Origin of the sequence: Massilia sp. Root133, from assembly GCF_001426525.1 — a bacterium.
GTDB classification, from domain to species: Bacteria; Pseudomonadota; Gammaproteobacteria; order Burkholderiales; family Burkholderiaceae_D; genus Telluria; species Telluria orientalis.
In genome coordinates this window covers 152,729-169,333 of the sequence record NZ_LMEW01000034.1, presented here as the reverse complement: position 1 = coordinate 169,333, position 16,605 = coordinate 152,729, and the positions used below count along the sequence as shown (strand labels likewise).

Sequence of the window (16,605 nt, the reverse complement as noted above, 5' to 3'; positions counted from 1 at the left end):
TTTTTGCATACAACGTCAAATTACATGCACTCGAAAATCCTCATCCTCGACTTCGGTTCCCAGGTCACCCAACTGATCGCCCGCCGCGTGCGCGACGCCGGCGTGTTCTCCGAGGTCTATCCCTACGACATCGGCGACGATTTCGTCCGCAACTACGGCGCCTCGGGCGTGATCCTGTCCGGCAGCCACAACTCCACGCTGGAAGGCGATTCGCCGCGCGCCCCGCAGGCCGTGTTCGAACTGGGCGTGCCCGTGCTGGGCATCTGCTACGGCATGCAGACGATGGCCGCGCAACTGGGCGGCAAGGTCGAGAACGGCAAAGTCCGCGAATTCGGCTACGCCGAGGTGCGCGCCCGCGGCCATACGAAACTGCTGAACGGCATCAACGACTTCGTCACGGACGAAGGCCACGGCATGCTGAAGGTCTGGATGAGCCACGGCGACAAGGTCCTCGACATGCCGCAGGGCTTCAAGCTGATGGGCTCGACGCCGAGCTGCCCGATCGCCGCCATGGCCGACGAGGAGCGCGGCTTCTACGCGCTGCAATTCCACCCGGAGGTCACGCACACGACGCAGGGCGAAGCCATCATCGGCCGCTTCGTGCACGAGATCTGCGGCTGCAAGAGCGACTGGAACATGCCGGACTACATCAGCGAGGCCGTCGAGAAGATCCGCGCGCAAGTCGGCAGCGATGAAGTGATCCTGGGCCTGTCGGGCGGCGTCGACTCGAGCGTGGCCGCCGCGCTGATCCACCGCGCCATCGGCGACCAGCTGACCTGCGTCTTCGTCGACCACGGCCTGCTCCGCAAGGACGAGGGCAAGATGGTCATGGACATGTTCTCGAAGAACCTTGGCGTGAAGGTGCTGCGCATCGACGCATCCGACCAGTTCATGGGCCACCTGGCCGGCGTGAACGATCCGGAGCAGAAGCGCAAGATCATCGGCCGCGAATTCGTCGAAGTGTTCCAGGAACAGGCCAAGCAGCTGACGGCCGCGCGCTGGCTGGCGCAGGGCACGATCTACCCGGACGTGATCGAATCGGCCGGCAAGGGCAAGAAGGGCCAGACGATCAAGAGCCACCACAACGTGGGCGGCCTGCCGGAAACGCTGAACCTCAAGTTGCTGGAACCGCTGCGCGAACTGTTCAAGGATGAGGTGCGCAAGCTGGGCGTCGCCCTGGGCCTGCCGCATGACATGGTCTACCGCCACCCGTTCCCGGGCCCGGGCCTGGGTGTGCGCATCCTCGGCGAAGTGAAGCGCGAATACGCCGACCTGCTGCGCGAAGCGGACGCGATCTTCATCGAAGAACTGCGCAAGACCCCGTTCGAAGTGCCGCACGTGCCGGGCATCGACGCCGGCAAGGCGCCGACCAACTGGTATGAGGCGACGTCGCAGGCATTCGCCGTGTTTCTGCCGGTGAAATCGGTGGGCGTGATGGGCGATGGCCGCACCTATGAATACGTCGTCGCGCTGCGTGCGGTGCAGACGCTGGACTTCATGACGGCGCAGTGGGCGCATCTGCCGCATGAGTTGATGGGCAAGGTCTCCAACCGGATCATCAACGAGGTGCGCGGAATTAACCGTGTCGTGTATGACATTTCGGGGAAACCGCCGGCGACGATCGAATGGGAGTGAGGTTTTCTGCTGGAAATTGTTATCTTGGAATTGAAAAGGCTCGCTTCGGCGAGCTTTTTCAGTCTATACGATGTTGAAGCCACAATTGCTGCGATTACTCAAGCTCGGCCATCACAGATGTTCTGGCAATTGTCGGGCTAACTAGGAGGTTATGGCTCTAGCTTATAGACGAGCTGCGACCCACGTTTGAACTGAATCTGAGCTGCGAAGCGTTTGAAGACGCGAATGGGCCGCTTCGTTATGCATGCCGTCCGACAGTCATTTTTGTTGCGGACATGGGCGCTTTGACGGTGTCATGTTGGCGTACGTTGCCCATAAAGCCTAGAAATCGGCTTTGTCAAAGAGAGTTCTTACTTCATATTCTGCGGCGTATTTCTGTTCGATCGCGATGGCAGCGCTCACAAGTTCGCTGCTGTCAATTTTTTCTCCACGCTCTTGTATAACAACACGTTCGATATTCTTTTCTTCTGACAGGAGCGTGTATCCACTGTCAGTTGGCAATGGCCTTCCAATCATGGTTACGAATACACCCACGTTAATATCTCCTATCGGGGTGCTGAAGAATGACAGGCAGGCCAACCGTTTGCCATTTGGGATAGGAGCGTTGTCGAGAGGGATGTCGAGCTTGAACTGGTTGGCTTCTGCGCGAAGCACATTGTCCATTTCAATCAGCCGAGAGGCATTGCGCGATGCTTGCGCTAAGGACATCATTATGCTGCTGGAAATGTCGAGCAGTGAAAGTATATTTGCGCCGGCCTCAACGGCCTCGAGCTCGGAACTCAGCCGGAACGGCGTGCCGGGGCTAGCGATCTGAAACTGCATCGCTGGTGTGTGGTTCACTATTAGTTCTGAGAAGATGGTTTGCCCAGGAATTGATAACAGTTTCATTAACTTCAAGCCATCCCGTAGTATTGGTAAACTCAAGGATTTGTCATCGAATGAAAAAGTGTAAGTCGACTCGTTCGCGAACGGATTAAAAACGAGATCTAAGAATTCGACGGCGATCCGTCCCCTTCGCATTGACTCTGGAACCATGGTGTTGAAGGGCGAAATATATAACTTTGCGGGGAAGGTCAAGGAAGGTCCGAGCTTGTCCGCCTTAAATTTGATAAATCCCTCAAGCTTTGGCTTGAGGTCGGGCATTCCTAATTTGACGTTTTCTTCGCTGACAAAGGGGATGCGATTTTTCTTGCCAAACCGCTGTTTGACAGCCACCATGCTCGAGATGTCCGCGTTCACGGCGAGTCCAAGCGACATGTCTATGAGTTTCGAGATCTGCTCGGTTCCCACTGCCGATATCGTCAACTGTGCGAAGCCCTCATCAAAACCCGCCGCGTTTAGATGGGCGTTCTTTTTCGCTACATACGCCGACATGTTTGGGCCCATGTGTGCAAGCATTGCGCCCTTCAAACATACCCCAGAAGGACTGTCAAGTAAGTGAGACTCGCCGTACTTTACCGTCATCGTCTTTTTGTGCAGCAGATGCGTTTCGCCACTGTGCTCGGCGTCGTGCAATCTTCGGAGAATTTCGAGGGACATTGCTTCGTCCACGTGGACCAAAAATGCGCGCTGCGGGGATTCTTTGCCGTCGAATTCGATGAAGATAATGAAGGCCGGCATGGATGCGGTTACTAAGCGCTTCAAATTAGATAATTTAATCGAGAGCTTGCGCGCTTGCTTGTCCGTGGCTTTGACTTGGACTTTGCATTCGAAGGCCGCTTCGTGGACGGTGGATAGTTCCAAGCTAGGCTTCGAGTGGTAGTCGAATTCGACGAGGAAGTCCCAACCTGTTTTATCAACGTTGGAACCGTTGGCGGTAAGTCCGGCGCTAGCGCACCATTGGCTAAAAACACTTTCTCCCAATCCCCCCAGATCTCTCATGCTATAAGCCATTCCTTATCAATTTGCATTTCGGGATTTTACGCCACAAGGCGGACGTTCCGTGAACGTCAGACCAGCTGTCGACACCCGAGACGACCTTCTTAAATCCCCAGTTACCTAAAACTTTTCCTTGGAAGAGGACACCGCGCTTGCACGGGAGCCCGGGCGTGTGCTTTCGACGGTGCTTCAGATGCGCACCGAAACCCAGCAGATCGATTTTTATGATGAGAAGCGAATAGTCCGTAGCATCCGAAGAATGGTAATGAGCGGATGAGTTCGCACTTCACTGTCGTCTACGATGCGTGGCTCCTTTCTCCGGCACACTCCGCAATCTGCTCACGCACCTAACGCTGTCCGACCGGCTACGGATATTGGTCGCTGTACATCTAGCAAGGCTTCGAGTTGACGAGGGACCGTGCCAAGGTCCGTGAGATCGATCGTACCCACCGCGATCCCACGTCGATTCGTGTCTTCGTTGAGGTACGCCAGCCAGTATTGGTTGCGCCTTCCCGGGTGTTCACCCAGGTTGGCGTGATGGGGATAGAGCAGGATGACGTCCGACGCCTCGTAGCGGGAGGCGTACGCATTCATCTGGTATACGTCCGCCGAAGCGACGCCGTCGTTGGGTTGATCCGGATTGAGTCTTTTCCACTTTGTGTCCAAGATGTGCGCGACCCGGCCCGCTTCTTTGATCACGATATCTGGCTTCAGCCGGAACGCTGGACGGTCATCATCCTTGCGGGCCAGATGCAGGGAAGGACCTTGCAGGTGAACTTTGACACCCTCGGCGCGGACGATTCTACGGACCATCGCGCCAATGTACATCTCGAACATCTCGTTCATGTCGAACAAGAGTGCAAAACCGCTGTGCGCCCCGGCCAAGATGTCGGGTGCTAACCCCTGGATAATCAACTGCGCCAACGTGAGGACCGGTTGATAACGCGCCGCGTTACGGTCGATCGACGCCTCGTGCCAGCGCAGTCGGGCCAGCGGAACGTCGGCGACGTCTTGAAAATTCGATAGCATTTCCGCGATACGTGATTGGTTCGCGGGCCGCTTCGACGCCCGGCGAAGAATCCGTAGCGCCGCGCGTAGGATGCGGTTGACAGGATTGTCTTCAGTGAACTCGTCGAATTCGCAGACAACCCGATCGGGACGCGCGATGTTCTTTTGCAGGTGCTGGCTGAACAACATGCGACCCTTTAAGGTCGACAGTTGTGCCTCCCGGCGCACGTATTGGCGCAATACGCCGCGGCGCAGTTCGCGTTGCAGCGAGAGGCAAAACAAGCTGATTACGGCCTCCAGGATGCTGTCGTCGTTGTGCTGCACGGCGCTGACGTCACTGCCGTGCAGGTCGAGTTCCAGCGCCACTGCTAGCATCCGCATGAAGTTTTGCCGCAGCGTGTGTTCCGGACTATCGATCTTCGGCAGGATTTCCACCTGGTCGGCGCCCAAGTTGAGCACGCCGACATAGTTCTGGGCCACTAGGGTATTGCGCGGACCGTATTGCAGCACCCGTACACCGAAGCGCCTCGTGTAGTCCTCCGCTAGACATTCTAGCGCCGCGTACTGCGCCGGACTGACCACACGGTTCGCGAAGTCCGCGCGGTCTCCCTTACGGAGACGCTCATATTCTCGCAGGACGAGTACGCCCACCCTTACACCTTCGTGTACAGGCGCGTGAACGCGCCGGGCGGGAACGGCTTGTCATTGACGCGGTACGCGTAACGTTCGACTTCCGCCTCCTCGTCAGCATCGGACGCGGGCACCGTCAATGTCCGGCGTCGCACGAAATCTTGGTGCCGCGAGTCGTTCAATACACGGACAATGCTGGCCCAGTTGTCGTGAAAATACTCTTGTAGTAGCGGCAGTACCTTATGGCGGAATATGTGCTCAAGGTCGGGCAGGGAGCGCACATGCATGAGAAAGCCATGGCCGATCGTGTGATCGCGATCGTAGAGCGCCTCAACACGCTCGTTGAGCGCCTCCAGCAGTGCTTCCATGTCGATCCCGTCGATGAAGCGCCCTCGCAGCTGGATAGGATCCGGCATCAATTCCTCGAAATCAAAGCGTCGCCTGAGCGCGGTATCGAGCATGGCGATCGAACGGTCCGCCGTGTTCATCGTTCCAATCAAATACAAGTTGCCGGGCACGGAAAAATCGTGGCCCGAATGCGCCAGCTTTAAGGTGACGGGATACTTGGCTTGCTCGCGTTTGTCTGGCTCGAGCAACGTGATCAGTTCGCCAAAGACTTTTGAGATGTTGGCGCGGTTGATTTCGTCGATGATGAGCACATGGGGTTGCGCCTTGTCCTCCTGGCGAGCCTCGTTCAGCAAGCCGTTCAGGGCGGGATAGTTCAGTAACTCGGCGTTGAGTTTGACTAGCGCAGCCATCGCGAACTGTTTTTCGTAGATTTGCCTGCGGTCGCGGCCCTTCTCGTAGACCGCCAACCAACGGACACGCCGCATTTGATGGAAGTCGACCGTCTCGTCGTCGAGGAATTCGTAGTCGCCGGTTACCTCGGCGATGCCGCGGAAGGCTTGTGCGCCGTCGGAGACTATCATGATGTCGCCGATCTTGACCACGTGCTTAAACCGGCCGACGTATTCGGTCACGGAATCGGGATGGCCGATGTCTTTTTCCGCAGACGCAGCGCGATCATGGACCGCTTGGCCGTCGGAGCACTCGGTGAAGTCGATGTCGTCGCCCCAGCCCAGCAGAACGCAGCCGTGCTCCAGGCAATATTGAAACACTTCACGTCCTTGCTCGCTGCCCCGGGCACCGAGCGACATTTTGAAAACCGCGCGATCCTCGAGCGGCTTGCCGGACAATCCGGGCGTTTGCCAACGCTTGCGTTTGGCCGCCTCGCATGCCAAGCGAAACGGGCCCGGTTTGAGTTCGAATGCGACTTGCCCGTTCGCGTCGCGGGTCGGGCGATACCCCTCGACAAACTCTTCGTAACCGTAGGACTGGTGGAACGTGACAAACACGATGCGGTTATCGTCGCGAAGCGCTTCGTAACGTCGGAAGATTTCGGCCTCTGTCGAAGGGACGCTGCCATCGCAGATTCGGACCGCGCGGGCGAAGGTCGAGATGGTCTTGCCGGTTCCGGGAGGGCCGTAGAGGATGGTGTTGAGAGGATGGTTCGTCATGGCGCTAGATGTTTCGACTGGAGCAGTCGGTGTCGTGGCGATGGAAACGCTGGAACCCATGCCAAGGACCACACGTTGGAGTTGGTCAAGCGTCGCGATCGAGATTGCGGCCCCGCCAGCACGCTCGATCTGTATGTGCCCCTCGTTTGTTCGAAATAGGCGGCACGCCGGACCGTTCGGACGGGCGCGGTATGTGCGCTCGCCATCGGTGGATGTCACCGGGCTGCGGAAATCGAACAGGTCGTCTAGCAGGCCGACCGCGTCTTGCCAGGAGAGCGCCGAGTCAGTCATTGCCCAGTTGTCCAATCAAGCGTTCGATATAGCTGGCCTTGACCTCTTCCACGTCGCCGGCTTTGCAGGCGACAATGCCGCGGTTGCCTGCCGCGTTCTCCCGGCGAAAACGCGGCGTCGACATTGCGCTGACTTCGTTCAGGGCGTCCCAGTAGTTAGGCACGCATCGCTCTTCGCCTTTGGGACCGATCCAAAATCCGCTTGTAGTTGCCAAAGAGGGAAGAAAAAGGGTCTTGCCGCCATCCTGCTCAACATAGAAGGGCACCTTGACGAAGCGCGGTTTGTCGCTCGACGTCCACGTGAGGAAAAAACTGCCATCCCTTTCGACCGCCCGGGCGAGACCAAGGTTGATTCGTCCGCCGGGGTCGCTGGCGTCCGGATGGTGATTCGAATGTTTTGTCGCCCACATGATGTGATTGGGCTTGTCGTCGTTTTGCGTGTTGCCACTTAACTGGATGCCAAGATGCTCTGCGTAGCGACGTCGTCGCGGCACGATGTCCCCGGCCGGGAGGCCACGCTCACCTGCGGCGGCGACAACAGCCATTTCACAGAATCGTCCGCCCCGGACTGTCGAAATCTGAAGTTTCGCGCCGGCTTCGTTGAGCAGTCCCGTTAGCGCGCGGCACTCGGGGCAGTCGCACGCTGCGATCGCGGATTTCAGTTCTTCATTGGTCATCGGGTCTTCAGCGGTATGGCGATAGAGTAAGTTGTGTTGTTATTTTAACTCGTAACAGTTGGAAATATCATGGTCGTGAGGGCCAATATATTGGTGTACGTAAATAATCGTCGCGCTCGTTATAGCGGGCGAGGGTGACGCCGGTGGACCTTGGCATGGTTCCGCACTCTGAGTGGATAGCCCGCAGGTGGTGCGCTTCTTATCGGCGACAGGCAACTAGCGGTACCGTCCAACGCGATTGAAACGACGAGCATTAGCGATATCGAGCCGGACCTAGCGACGAAAGCGGCTGGCTTGCGCTTCAGCTGACGAGGGGACTGGATGGCGCATGCGTGAGCGGGCAACGACGTATTTGTGCCCAGCCATCCCAACCTCGAACTGGCATATTGGCTGGGCGTCGTGGTCGAAGGTTTTTGCAAAAGAAGTAACATCGACCAGCGCGTTATCGAAGGGTGTCTGCCACCATCTCTGCCGTCGCCTCCAAGTGCGCTCGCGCCCATCCTTGCCAGCGGTTCCAAGCCGGCGGCGCCAAGCTAGGCAGGAGTATCAACTTCATGCCAGAGACGTCCACGTGGACCGGAGTGCCGGGCTCATTTCTCGCAGGCGGCAGGGCGGCGCCGACAATTGCCGCAACGTCGCGTATGGTGCCGGCACCGTGCGCGATGAGGACGCGGGGCTGCACATGCTCCAGTACGAGACGAAAGATGGCAGTACCCACTTCGCGCCCACCGGTATGCGCCGGCTTGGCGAGGTCGGCGCTCATCGGGCTCGAGTAGCAGATGACGTTCGTTTCGAGCACCCGGTCGACCCCGGCATCCAATAGAAGGGTGCGAAGTAGGTCGATGTTGCGGCGGGTTGGAGAGGGCGCGCCGACGAGCTCGTCGTAAAGCGCACGGCAGGACTGCCCATTTCGGTTGAAAAGCGCGTCAAGGTGACGCGTGTGATCGAGTGTCGTAGCGTCATAGCCGCGCGCTTGGTTACGCCCGACAACGAAGACTTGCGCGCCTAAGGGATCGGTAAGATCCGTCATCCAGGGACGGGGCAACTGGCCGTTCAAGGCGCGGGTGGCCGCTGTGATAGCGGATTCGAAAGCGTGCTCACGGGTTGGTGTCGATGTCATGGGAGAGATGGGGTGACGCGACAGTGGATCGCTATCTGACGAAACTGGTCGCGCATTCTATCTCATGTTGCTTTTGTGCACCACTACAAATTTCGGAACAATAATCCTCGTTGTTGCTAGAAATATATAATAAAATCTTTCATGCAAGGGTCGTAATTCGCACATGTGAATTGTGATTTTTCGTGAGAATTCAGGCGTTTTGCGCCGGGCTATCCACCCCTCTACTCTTGGGCACCGTGAAACACTTCACAACATCCTTCTTCGTCACCGCTATTTGCCTAGCCTGTGCAGCAGCATGGGGCTTTGCACACACTGGATTAGCTGGCGCCGTCGCAGCCATTTATGTTGCTGCTGTACTCGGCATCATGGAAGTGTCGCTGTCATTCGACAACGCGGTTGTTAACGCCTCGATCTTGCGCACATGGAATACCTTCTGGCAGCGGCTGTTCCTAAGCCTAGGTGTCTTAATTGCCGTCTTTGGCATGCGCCTTCTCTTTCCGTTAGTTATCGTCGCTACGGCTGGACACTTGAACATTGCAGAAGTATGGGCGATGGCTCTGAACCAGCCTGATCAATATGCAGCGCAGCTGGCTAGTCACCATCCCCAAATTGCAGCGTTTGGCGGCGCATTCTTGTTACTCGTGTTCTTGAATTTCGCTATAGATGACGAAAAAGATGTGCATTGGCTCGGTCACATTGAGCGGCCGCTGAGCGCGCTTGGCAGCATCGGTGCCGTACCGACCTTGTTGGCTTTGGCGGCTGTGATGGCCGCCCGCGCGATGGTCGAGCCTGACCAAAGTGCGTCGGTGATGGCCGCTGGCATATGGGGTGTCATTGTCTATGTTGCGGTTGACGTTTTCGGTGGCCTGCTTGAGAACGATGATGCTGAAGAGGGCGAGTCCAACGCTGGAAGTGCTGTTGCGCTCGTCAAACAAGGCAGCATTGGCGCCTTCCTTTATATTGAAGTGCTCGACGCATCGTTTTCTTTCGACGGCGTGATCGGGGCATTCGCGATCACCAGTGACATTGTCCTGATCATGCTCGGCCTGGCGATTGGCGCGATGTTTGTGCGCTCACTGACCGTGTACTTGGTCCGACAAGGTGCGCTCGAAGAGTTCGTCTATCTCGAACACGGCGCTCATTATGCGATCGGGTTGCTAGCCGTAATCATGCTGGTCAGCGCGCGTTATCACATTCCAGACCTGTTCACCGGGCTCATCGGCATCGCTTTTGTCGGCGCAGCACTGTGGGCATCGATCGTCCATAAACGACAGGAAGCGGCAGCGGCCTTGCCAAGCTGACCCGACGTTACCGCGCAACGTCGATCGTCAATTCTATTTTATGTAGTGTGTAATTCATGGCCGTTAATTTATCCCGTCCGAACGATCCTGCCAAAGCGCAAGAGACCTTAGCTACTTTCAGCGCCTATATCGCGGCGCGGGTCTTTGATAACTATTGCCCGGTCGAGCAGTACCGCGCCTTTGTTGAGCACGGGGTTACCTCGACCGGGCAAGATATGACGACCATCGAACACGCTGTGGACCTTGAGCTCGAGCGCATGGGGGCGGCCAATGAGTTGCGACTACTTGCCGAGCTTGATGGTGCGCTACATCGCTTCACCGCCAGCGACCGCAAACTCGATTCCAAAGAAAAAATGGACGCTCTGCAACTGGTTTGCAAGTCGCGCCCGGGCTTTCGCTCTGGGCTTCGTACAGAGGTTGCAGAGGCGGCGATTTTGGCTTATTGCCGCGCCCATAACGTCAAACAAAAGGTTGGGCTATTTTCCTGGGCCGTGCCCTGACCCTGTCTTTGCACGCACTACTACCGCTAATTAGGGATCCTATGAACGACAATGAACAGGCTTGGCTCGAAAATCGCATCGCTGCCTCGGTTGCAGACGACTTTTATTTAGATCGAGACGAAGAGAAAGGCATCAAAGAGGAGGCTGCAGCGCGTGGCTTCGCGGTGTCTGAAATCGAATTGACTTTGCGTAAAGTGCTTGATCAGTACGGTGCCGTCTCGGAACGGCAACTGATCGCCACCCTCGATAAATGGCTGCACCAATCCACTGATAACGACAAAGTACTCGACAAGAAAGAAGAAAAAGATTGCCTTGATCAGGTGGTAATTACAGCGCCGGGTAAGAAGGCGGCCCTGGACCCGCGCGTGGCAGAGGACTATGTGTCCAGTTTTTGTAAAGCGAATGGCATTCGCCGCAGCACCGAAAGCAATAAGCTCAAGATGCCGCTCGTGGTAGCAAGCGTGGTCGCGGTCGTAGCAATTGGGGCATTCGTCATGTTGCCAAAAGGCGAGTCTAAAGCTAAGTTTGGTGACACGGCCTTGCGTACTGTGAGCGCCACCACGGATGTGAAGCTGAGCGCAGATGATCGCGCTGAGATCGACGATCAGCTCCGGCGTGCACGCTCGTACGCCGAGGCTGCGCAATTCACTGACCCGCCGGAAAAATCGGCCAAAGCGTGCCTCGATGCGATCCACCGTGTCGACCCGGCCGGTACCTATCGTGGCGGCGAAGTCAAGGAGCTGGTGTCCAACATCGTCAGCCAATACATGACGCTGACTGACCATGCTGCTGCCCAGAAAGACACGGTCGCTGCCCGTAAATGGATTGACCGGGCTAAGCTGTTCAACGCGGAATCGGAAGTGATTCGTGAAAAAGAACTCGCGCTTGGCTTGGTTGCCAACAATGAGCGTACCAGTTCGCTTTCACCTAAGTGAAGTGTATGGGCAGAAGTGGTAGTTGCTACCCAAGGGTGTCCCGGCAATGAGCTCGCGCGTATGGTGGTTCACCGTCGTTGCGCTGGTCACTGCGCTCGCGGCCGTGTTGCTGCTCACGCGCGCCAGCGCAAGCGCCAGTGTGTCGGGTCCCGCGGCGACACAACGTGGCTTGCTTCTGGCATCGCTGCGTAGCGAGCGCGATCGCCTTAGTGCGCTTGTTGCGGCCGGCTGTACCTCGGCCGACTTGCGTGCACAGGGCAGAGAATATAACGCCTACCGCGCGATCCCCCCGCAGAGCGGTACGGTGCCCGTGAACCCTACGGATGGACAGCCTCGTTCGCCGGAACAGCTGACTGCCATGCTTGACGCCGCAGTTGTGCTCATCATTAGTAAGCATGCCCATGGGAGCGGATTCTTCGTAACGCCCGAGCTGATCGTCACGAATAGTCATGTGGTTGAGAGCGCTGGCCCAGATGGCGTCTGGGTAACCAGCCGCACATTGGGTAAGGTGCTGCCGGCGCGTGTGGTCGCAACCACGCCGACGAGCAAGGTAGGTTCTCCTGACTTCGCCTTACTGCGTCTTTCAGCGCCCGTGGCCGCGATGCCGTTGGCCATCGCTGATGATGCCAGTCGGCTCGCGCCGGTTGTGGCAGCGGGTTATCCAGGTCTCGTGATGCGCACGGATCCGCGCTTGGCAAATTTGTTACAGGGGCAGGGCGGAGAAGCGCCGGAGACGGTGCTATCGCCTGGCGAAGTCAGCGTCACCCAACCCCAAGACAATGGCGTCAAACTGGTGATTCACACGGCCGACATCTCTCCCGGTAACTCCGGTGGCCCGCTCGTGGACCGCTGCGCGCGTGTCGTAGGCGTCAACACGTTTGTGAGCAAGTCGAGCGAGTTTGCCGGACGCGTCCTCTACGCGCTGAGCGCGGCAGACCTAAGTACATTCTTGCGCGCCCACGGCGCACGCTTTGCTGAAGCCAGCGAACATTGTTCTGCTAGAGCACTGCGATGAGAAAACTTCCCCTTGTAACAGCGCGCGCCGCAGTTGATATCCGAGGCGTGTATGGGCAGTCCGTGCTCGACCTGTATGGGCAGATGCGGCGCTTGCTTGTCCAACATACAGGCAGTCGCGCGGTCGGTGACGTATTCGCCGAGCCGCAGCTCAATCCTGTACGCGGCGAAATCGCGTGGTACACGGTGGCAGACGGGCCAATCGTGCCAGTCGCGCAACTGCCGCCCGACGTCCAGCAAGCGTTGTGGCACCAGCTGGATCAGCTTCGTGCGCAAATTAAAAGTGTGGCGGAACGCTATATCTCGAGCGGTGCACAGACTGCAGGTACGCGTGCTGACACCTTCCGCGCGATGCTCACTGTGACCGATCCGGCGCGTTGCCTGTTTTCGGTCGGTGGCCAGCCGGTTCTGGCGGAGTGGGGCTGCAGTCTCGTGACAGGCGACGAACGGTCCGTCGATCTGTGGACAATAGGATCGGCCCGCGCAGAAAGCGAACCGATGCAGCCCACGGAAGACGCGCCGTCGCCTGTGGTGGCGACCGAGCCTGCCGTGCCGGCCGCCGCTCCCGAACCGGCGCCTGAGCCGCAGCCTGTGACTGCCAGCGAGCCACTCCCGGTGCGTCAAGATGAACCGATTGCACAAGCCCAGCCCGAGCCGAGCAAGGTGTTCGAAGTGGCGCCGCCGCGCAAGCCGACCGTACGTGTGACGCCACCGGTTTCACCCGTGGTTCCCACAGTGAGGAGGCCGACTGCGGCAGATGCAGCGTACAAGATGTCGGCCCATCGGGACGTACGCTGGCACGGCCATTGGGATGGCGGTCTATGGAGCCTGCTGAGGTACCTGCTGCTACTCATACTTGCGCTCCTGCTGATTGGTTTTTTGGTGCGGGCCTGCAGCACTGTGCCGGCTAGCCTCGCCCTGTCCGGCGACAACGAAGAGCAGCAGTTGCGCACCGAGATTGCGGCACTGCGAGATCAGGCTGGCCAGATTGCGGCGCGTTGCGCGTCGACGGAAAATAAACAATGAAAAAACATCATTTACCGGAGTATCGCGGCAGCGTCGCGCTGATCCCAGGTGGCACGCTTCAATTTCTGGACATTGGGCTGAACCTGAAGGCCATCCCGAAGAGCCAGATCCAGTTTTGGGAGTACCACGACGGGTTGTCTGGCGATGAGCGGCGCTGGCATTTGATGTGCTTGAAAGAGGAAGATGGTCGCTACATCGACCTAGCGAGAGGTGTGCCGGCAACCGATCCACGGCCTGGGCAAGGCGACAAACCGATCCAGCCAGCCTACGCAACCAGTGCAGAGAAGGCCGTTGAACCCTTCCTGAACCAATGGGTACCCCTGCCATTCTTCCGACGCGAAGTGATGGCAGGGGCCGAGACCCCGCGCTTCCGCAACGGTCCGAGCAATTGGGTACGGGCTCGTCTTTGCACATGGGACGATCCCGAGGGGCGTTACACCCACCAGCTGACGATTGCCTTCGATACCAACCTGGAAGCCGCTCACGAGGGCAGCGATGAACAGACGTATCCAGCGCCGCGCGAGCGCGACGTGCGCGACGGCGCCGAGTTTGCCTTGGTGGCTGATGTCAGCCAGAGTGCTTGGTTCCTGGCACAGGACTGGGTTCATGAATGGCTGCGCGACTTGCACTACGCGCTGCTACGGCGGCGTCGCCCCGGCAGACCGATACGCACTGAAGAGTTCGATTATCAGCTGGAACATCTCGCGCGCTACATCACCTTCGTCGACCTGTTGCACAACGCTGGCTCGATTCCCTCGGTGCGCCTGATTGATCCCGACCGCAACGAACCGATTGACGTCGACCTTGTGCTCGATATCGGAAATTCGCGTACCGCTGGCATGTTGCTCGAACGCCGTCCCGAACAAGGATTGGCACTGTCGAACAGTGCGGTGCTGCAGTTGCGCGATCTGTCTGATCCGCTGCGGCGCCATACGGAACCGTTTGGCTCGAACCTCGCGTTCGTTAAGATGCGCTTTGGTGATCCGCATGGGCATGCGCGCGGCAGCGGGCGGCGGCGCGCCGCTTTCGAATGGCCATCGATGGTGCGGGTCGGGCCTGAGGCAGCGCGGGTCGCATTGGGTTCGCGGCGTGACGAGGGTCAGACCACTATGTCGAGCCCCAAGCGCTATCTTTGGGACCGCGGCGCGCGTCTGCAGGAGTGGCGTTACTGTCCTGACCCCGACGAGCCGAACGGGGAGGAACCCCCGGTGAATAGCGGCTTGCTGGCTGGCTTCGTCAATAACCAGGGCACCCCGCTGCATGTGCTAGAGGATCCGCGCGCGCAGCGCGATCCTCTGCTACGCGACCAGGAGCCCTATCCGGTTACCGAGCCCATGTTTTCGCGCAGTTCGCTGATGTGCTTTCTGCTCTGTGAAATCCTGGCGCACGCACTCGTGCAGATCAATTCGCCTGCCCAGCGCGCGATCAAGCAGAACAGCGACCTAGCACGTCGTCTGCGTACCGTGATTTTGACGGTGCCATCGGCGATGACGATCGCCGAACGGCAGATTTTTGAGCGCTCAGCCAACTGGGCGGTGGGAACCTTGTGGCGCGCGCTCGGTTGGATTGACGAAGACGGGGCGCACGACGTGCGCTTTGCGTACCAAGCGCCGCCTGTAGTGCGCTGCCAATGGGACGAGGCCAGCACGACGCAGATGGTCTACGTGTATAACGAAGTCGCCGAAAAATACGCAGGTGACGCCAGCGCTTATTTCAGCGTGTTTGGCCAGCGCCGCGTCGCGCACGGTGAGCGGCCGTGCTTCCGCGTGGCCAGCATCGATATTGGTGGTGGTACGACTGACTTGATCGTGACAACCTACGTCGATAAGTCGGCCGGTGCAGCCGCGCTGCTGGAACCGGTTCAAGAATTCCGCGAAGGGTTTAATCTGGCCGGCGACAATATTTTAAAAGCAGTGATTGAGCACCATTTGCTCGCGCCCCTGGAGGCGGCGCTGGCGGAGCGTGGGTTAGCCGATGCCGCGACCGTGTTAACGTCGCGCCTGTGCCGTGACTACGCTGGACTGTCTGAACAGGACCGTAACCTGCGTAGCCAATTTGCCCAGCAGTATGCGGTTCCGATGGGCCTTGCGATCTTGCGCCAAGCTGAACAAACGCCATTGGCCGAGGCAGCAACGACGCCGTTTACGCTTCGTTTTGCCGACGTGTTTGCCGGGAGTAATCAGCCGCGCGCGGAAGTCTTGCGCTATCTGGACGAACCGATCATGCAGCATGGCCTATCCGGCTTCCCGCTGCGCGACTGGGAGAATCCAATCAACTTGGCCGAGGTGGCGCGCACCATTGAAAACGTCGTAACGCCCGTGCTGCGCGACCTGTGCGAGGTCGTTGCGGCTTGGTCGTGTGACGTGCTACTGCTGTCGGGACGGCCGTCGTGTCTGCCCGCCGTGAAGGCGGTGGTCCAGAGACGCCCGCCATTGCCGGCTTCGCGCATCGTGCCGATGAACACTTATCAGGTCGAGCGTTGGTATCCGTTCTGGAGCCCGGGTGGCGTCATTGCCGACCCGAAGACGACCGGCGTGGTCGGAGCAATGCTGTGTGCACTGTCCGAAGGCGATCTGCTGAACTTCCATTGCACGACATCGAAGCTCAAGCCAGTCTCGACCGTACGCCACGTCGGGCTCATGCAGAAAAGTGGGCAGATTTTGGCCGCCGATCGCTTTTTTTCGGGTATCGACTTAGACGCGCAGGCCGATCAGGAGCAGGAGCATACCTTCGACTTTGTTGGCCCGATCTTTATCGGCTTTCGACAGCTTCCTCTCGAGCGTTGGACGGCTACGCCGTTTTATTACTTAAGCTTTGCAAGCCAAAGTGCGAAAGAGACGGCGATCCGTCATGGCGTACCTTACCGGGTCACACTCAGCTACCGGCGCAATCGAGCCGGCACCGTGACCGAAGAGGACAACGCGACGTTTGATGAAGGCGTGTTCAAGATCGAGGAGATCAACGCCGCCGACGGCCATATGGTCCCGGCACGCGACCTGACACTACAACTGAAGACACTTAAAGACGAACACGGCCACTGGATCGATACCGGTCTGTTCGAGCGCCAATGACAG

12 protein-coding genes are annotated in these 16,605 nt (G+C 58.4%); 7 read left to right on the top strand and 5 right to left on the bottom strand.

Annotated elements, in window-relative coordinates:
* Window positions 1–24 precede the first annotated feature (24 nt).
* Window positions 25–1,635: a glutamine-hydrolyzing GMP synthase gene (guaA, locus tag ASD28_RS25230; protein WP_056135177.1), complete on the top strand. Its 1,611-nt coding sequence runs from the start codon at window positions 25–27 to the stop codon at window positions 1,633–1,635.
* A 321-nt stretch (window positions 1,636–1,956) separates the two neighbouring features.
* On the opposite strand, the gene ASD28_RS25225 is transcribed toward guaA, so the two are convergent.
* The 5 genes from ASD28_RS25225 to ASD28_RS25210 form a co-directional block, all read right to left on the bottom strand.
* Window positions 1,957–3,516 (bottom strand): hypothetical protein, encoded by a 1,560-nt coding sequence (locus ASD28_RS25225; protein WP_156403844.1) that lies wholly within the window; start codon window positions 3,514–3,516, stop codon window positions 1,957–1,959.
* Between the two features lie 336 nt (window positions 3,517–3,852).
* Window positions 3,853–5,172 carry an McrC family protein gene (locus ASD28_RS25220; protein ID WP_056135170.1) on the bottom strand — a complete coding sequence of 440 codons (1,320 nt, stop codon included), beginning with the start codon at window positions 5,170–5,172 and terminating at the stop codon, window positions 3,853–3,855.
* 2 nt (window positions 5,173–5,174) lie between these two features.
* Window positions 5,175–6,959, bottom strand: coding sequence for an AAA family ATPase (locus ASD28_RS25215; RefSeq protein ID WP_056135169.1), 1,785 nt, complete (start codon window positions 6,957–6,959; stop codon window positions 5,175–5,177).
* Window positions 6,952–7,635, bottom strand: a complete 684-nt coding sequence (locus ASD28_RS32100) for a hypothetical protein (RefSeq protein ID WP_156403843.1) — start codon at window positions 7,633–7,635, stop codon at window positions 6,952–6,954. The genes ASD28_RS25215 and ASD28_RS32100 overlap by 8 nt, the downstream gene beginning before the upstream one ends.
* A 442-nt stretch (window positions 7,636–8,077) precedes the next feature.
* Complete coding sequence (locus ASD28_RS25210; protein ID WP_156403842.1) at window positions 8,078–8,755, bottom strand: hypothetical protein; 678 nt, start codon at window positions 8,753–8,755, stop codon at window positions 8,078–8,080.
* Window positions 8,756–8,991: 236 nt separating this feature from the next.
* Here ASD28_RS25210 and ASD28_RS25205 point away from each other — a divergent pair, with 236 nt between their 5' ends.
* The 6 genes from ASD28_RS25205 to ASD28_RS25180 are packed head-to-tail and all read left to right on the top strand — an operon-like array spanning window position 8,992 to window position 16,602.
* Window positions 8,992–10,056 (top strand): DUF475 domain-containing protein, encoded by a 1,065-nt coding sequence (locus ASD28_RS25205; RefSeq protein WP_056135944.1) that lies wholly within the window; start codon window positions 8,992–8,994, stop codon window positions 10,054–10,056.
* A gap of 56 nt (window positions 10,057–10,112) precedes the next feature.
* On the top strand, window positions 10,113–10,556 hold the full coding sequence (locus tag ASD28_RS25200) for a hypothetical protein (protein WP_056135163.1): 444 nt from the start codon (window positions 10,113–10,115) through the stop codon (window positions 10,554–10,556).
* Between the two features lie 41 nt (window positions 10,557–10,597).
* Window positions 10,598–11,491: a hypothetical protein gene (locus ASD28_RS25195; protein WP_056135158.1), complete on the top strand. Its 894-nt coding sequence runs from the start codon at window positions 10,598–10,600 to the stop codon at window positions 11,489–11,491.
* A gap of 46 nt (window positions 11,492–11,537) precedes the next feature.
* Complete coding sequence (locus ASD28_RS25190) at window positions 11,538–12,506, top strand: S1C family serine protease (RefSeq protein WP_082577386.1); 969 nt, start codon at window positions 11,538–11,540, stop codon at window positions 12,504–12,506.
* Window positions 12,503–13,531 carry a hypothetical protein gene (locus tag ASD28_RS32350; RefSeq protein WP_162252961.1) on the top strand — a complete coding sequence of 343 codons (1,029 nt, stop codon included), beginning with the start codon at window positions 12,503–12,505 and terminating at the stop codon, window positions 13,529–13,531. The genes ASD28_RS25190 and ASD28_RS32350 overlap by 4 nt, the downstream gene beginning before the upstream one ends.
* Window positions 13,528–16,602, top strand: coding sequence for a virulence factor SrfB (locus tag ASD28_RS25180; RefSeq protein WP_056135149.1), 3,075 nt, complete (start codon window positions 13,528–13,530; stop codon window positions 16,600–16,602). Before ASD28_RS32350 ends, ASD28_RS25180 begins: the two co-directional genes overlap by 4 nt.
* Window positions 16,603–16,605 lie beyond the last annotated feature (3 nt).

What these genes read in the sequence shown, in the direction of transcription:
- ASD28_RS25195 (WP_056135158.1), top strand. Translation starts at nt 10,598, where the DNA reads ATGAACGACAATGAACAGGCTTGGCTCGAAAATCGCATCGCTGCCTCG.
- ASD28_RS32350 (WP_162252961.1), top strand. Translation starts at nt 12,503, where the DNA reads ATGAGAAAACTTCCCCTTGTAACAGCGCGCGCCGCAGTTGATATCCGA.
- ASD28_RS25210 (WP_156403842.1), bottom strand. Translation starts at nt 8,755, where the DNA reads ATGACATCGACACCAACCCGTGAGCACGCTTTCGAATCCGCTATCACA.
- ASD28_RS25215 (WP_056135169.1), bottom strand. Translation starts at nt 6,959, where the DNA reads ATGACTGACTCGGCGCTCTCCTGGCAAGACGCGGTCGGCCTGCTAGAC.
- ASD28_RS25190 (WP_082577386.1), top strand. Translation starts at nt 11,538, where the DNA reads ATGAGCTCGCGCGTATGGTGGTTCACCGTCGTTGCGCTGGTCACTGCG.
- ASD28_RS25180 (WP_056135149.1), top strand. Translation starts at nt 13,528, where the DNA reads ATGAAAAAACATCATTTACCGGAGTATCGCGGCAGCGTCGCGCTGATC.
- guaA (WP_056135177.1), top strand. Translation starts at nt 25, where the DNA reads ATGCACTCGAAAATCCTCATCCTCGACTTCGGTTCCCAGGTCACCCAA.
- ASD28_RS25200 (WP_056135163.1), top strand. Translation starts at nt 10,113, where the DNA reads ATGGCCGTTAATTTATCCCGTCCGAACGATCCTGCCAAAGCGCAAGAG.
- ASD28_RS32100 (WP_156403843.1), bottom strand. Translation starts at nt 7,635, where the DNA reads ATGACCAATGAAGAACTGAAATCCGCGATCGCAGCGTGCGACTGCCCC.
- ASD28_RS25225 (WP_156403844.1), bottom strand. Translation starts at nt 3,516, where the DNA reads ATGAGAGATCTGGGGGGATTGGGAGAAAGTGTTTTTAGCCAATGGTGC.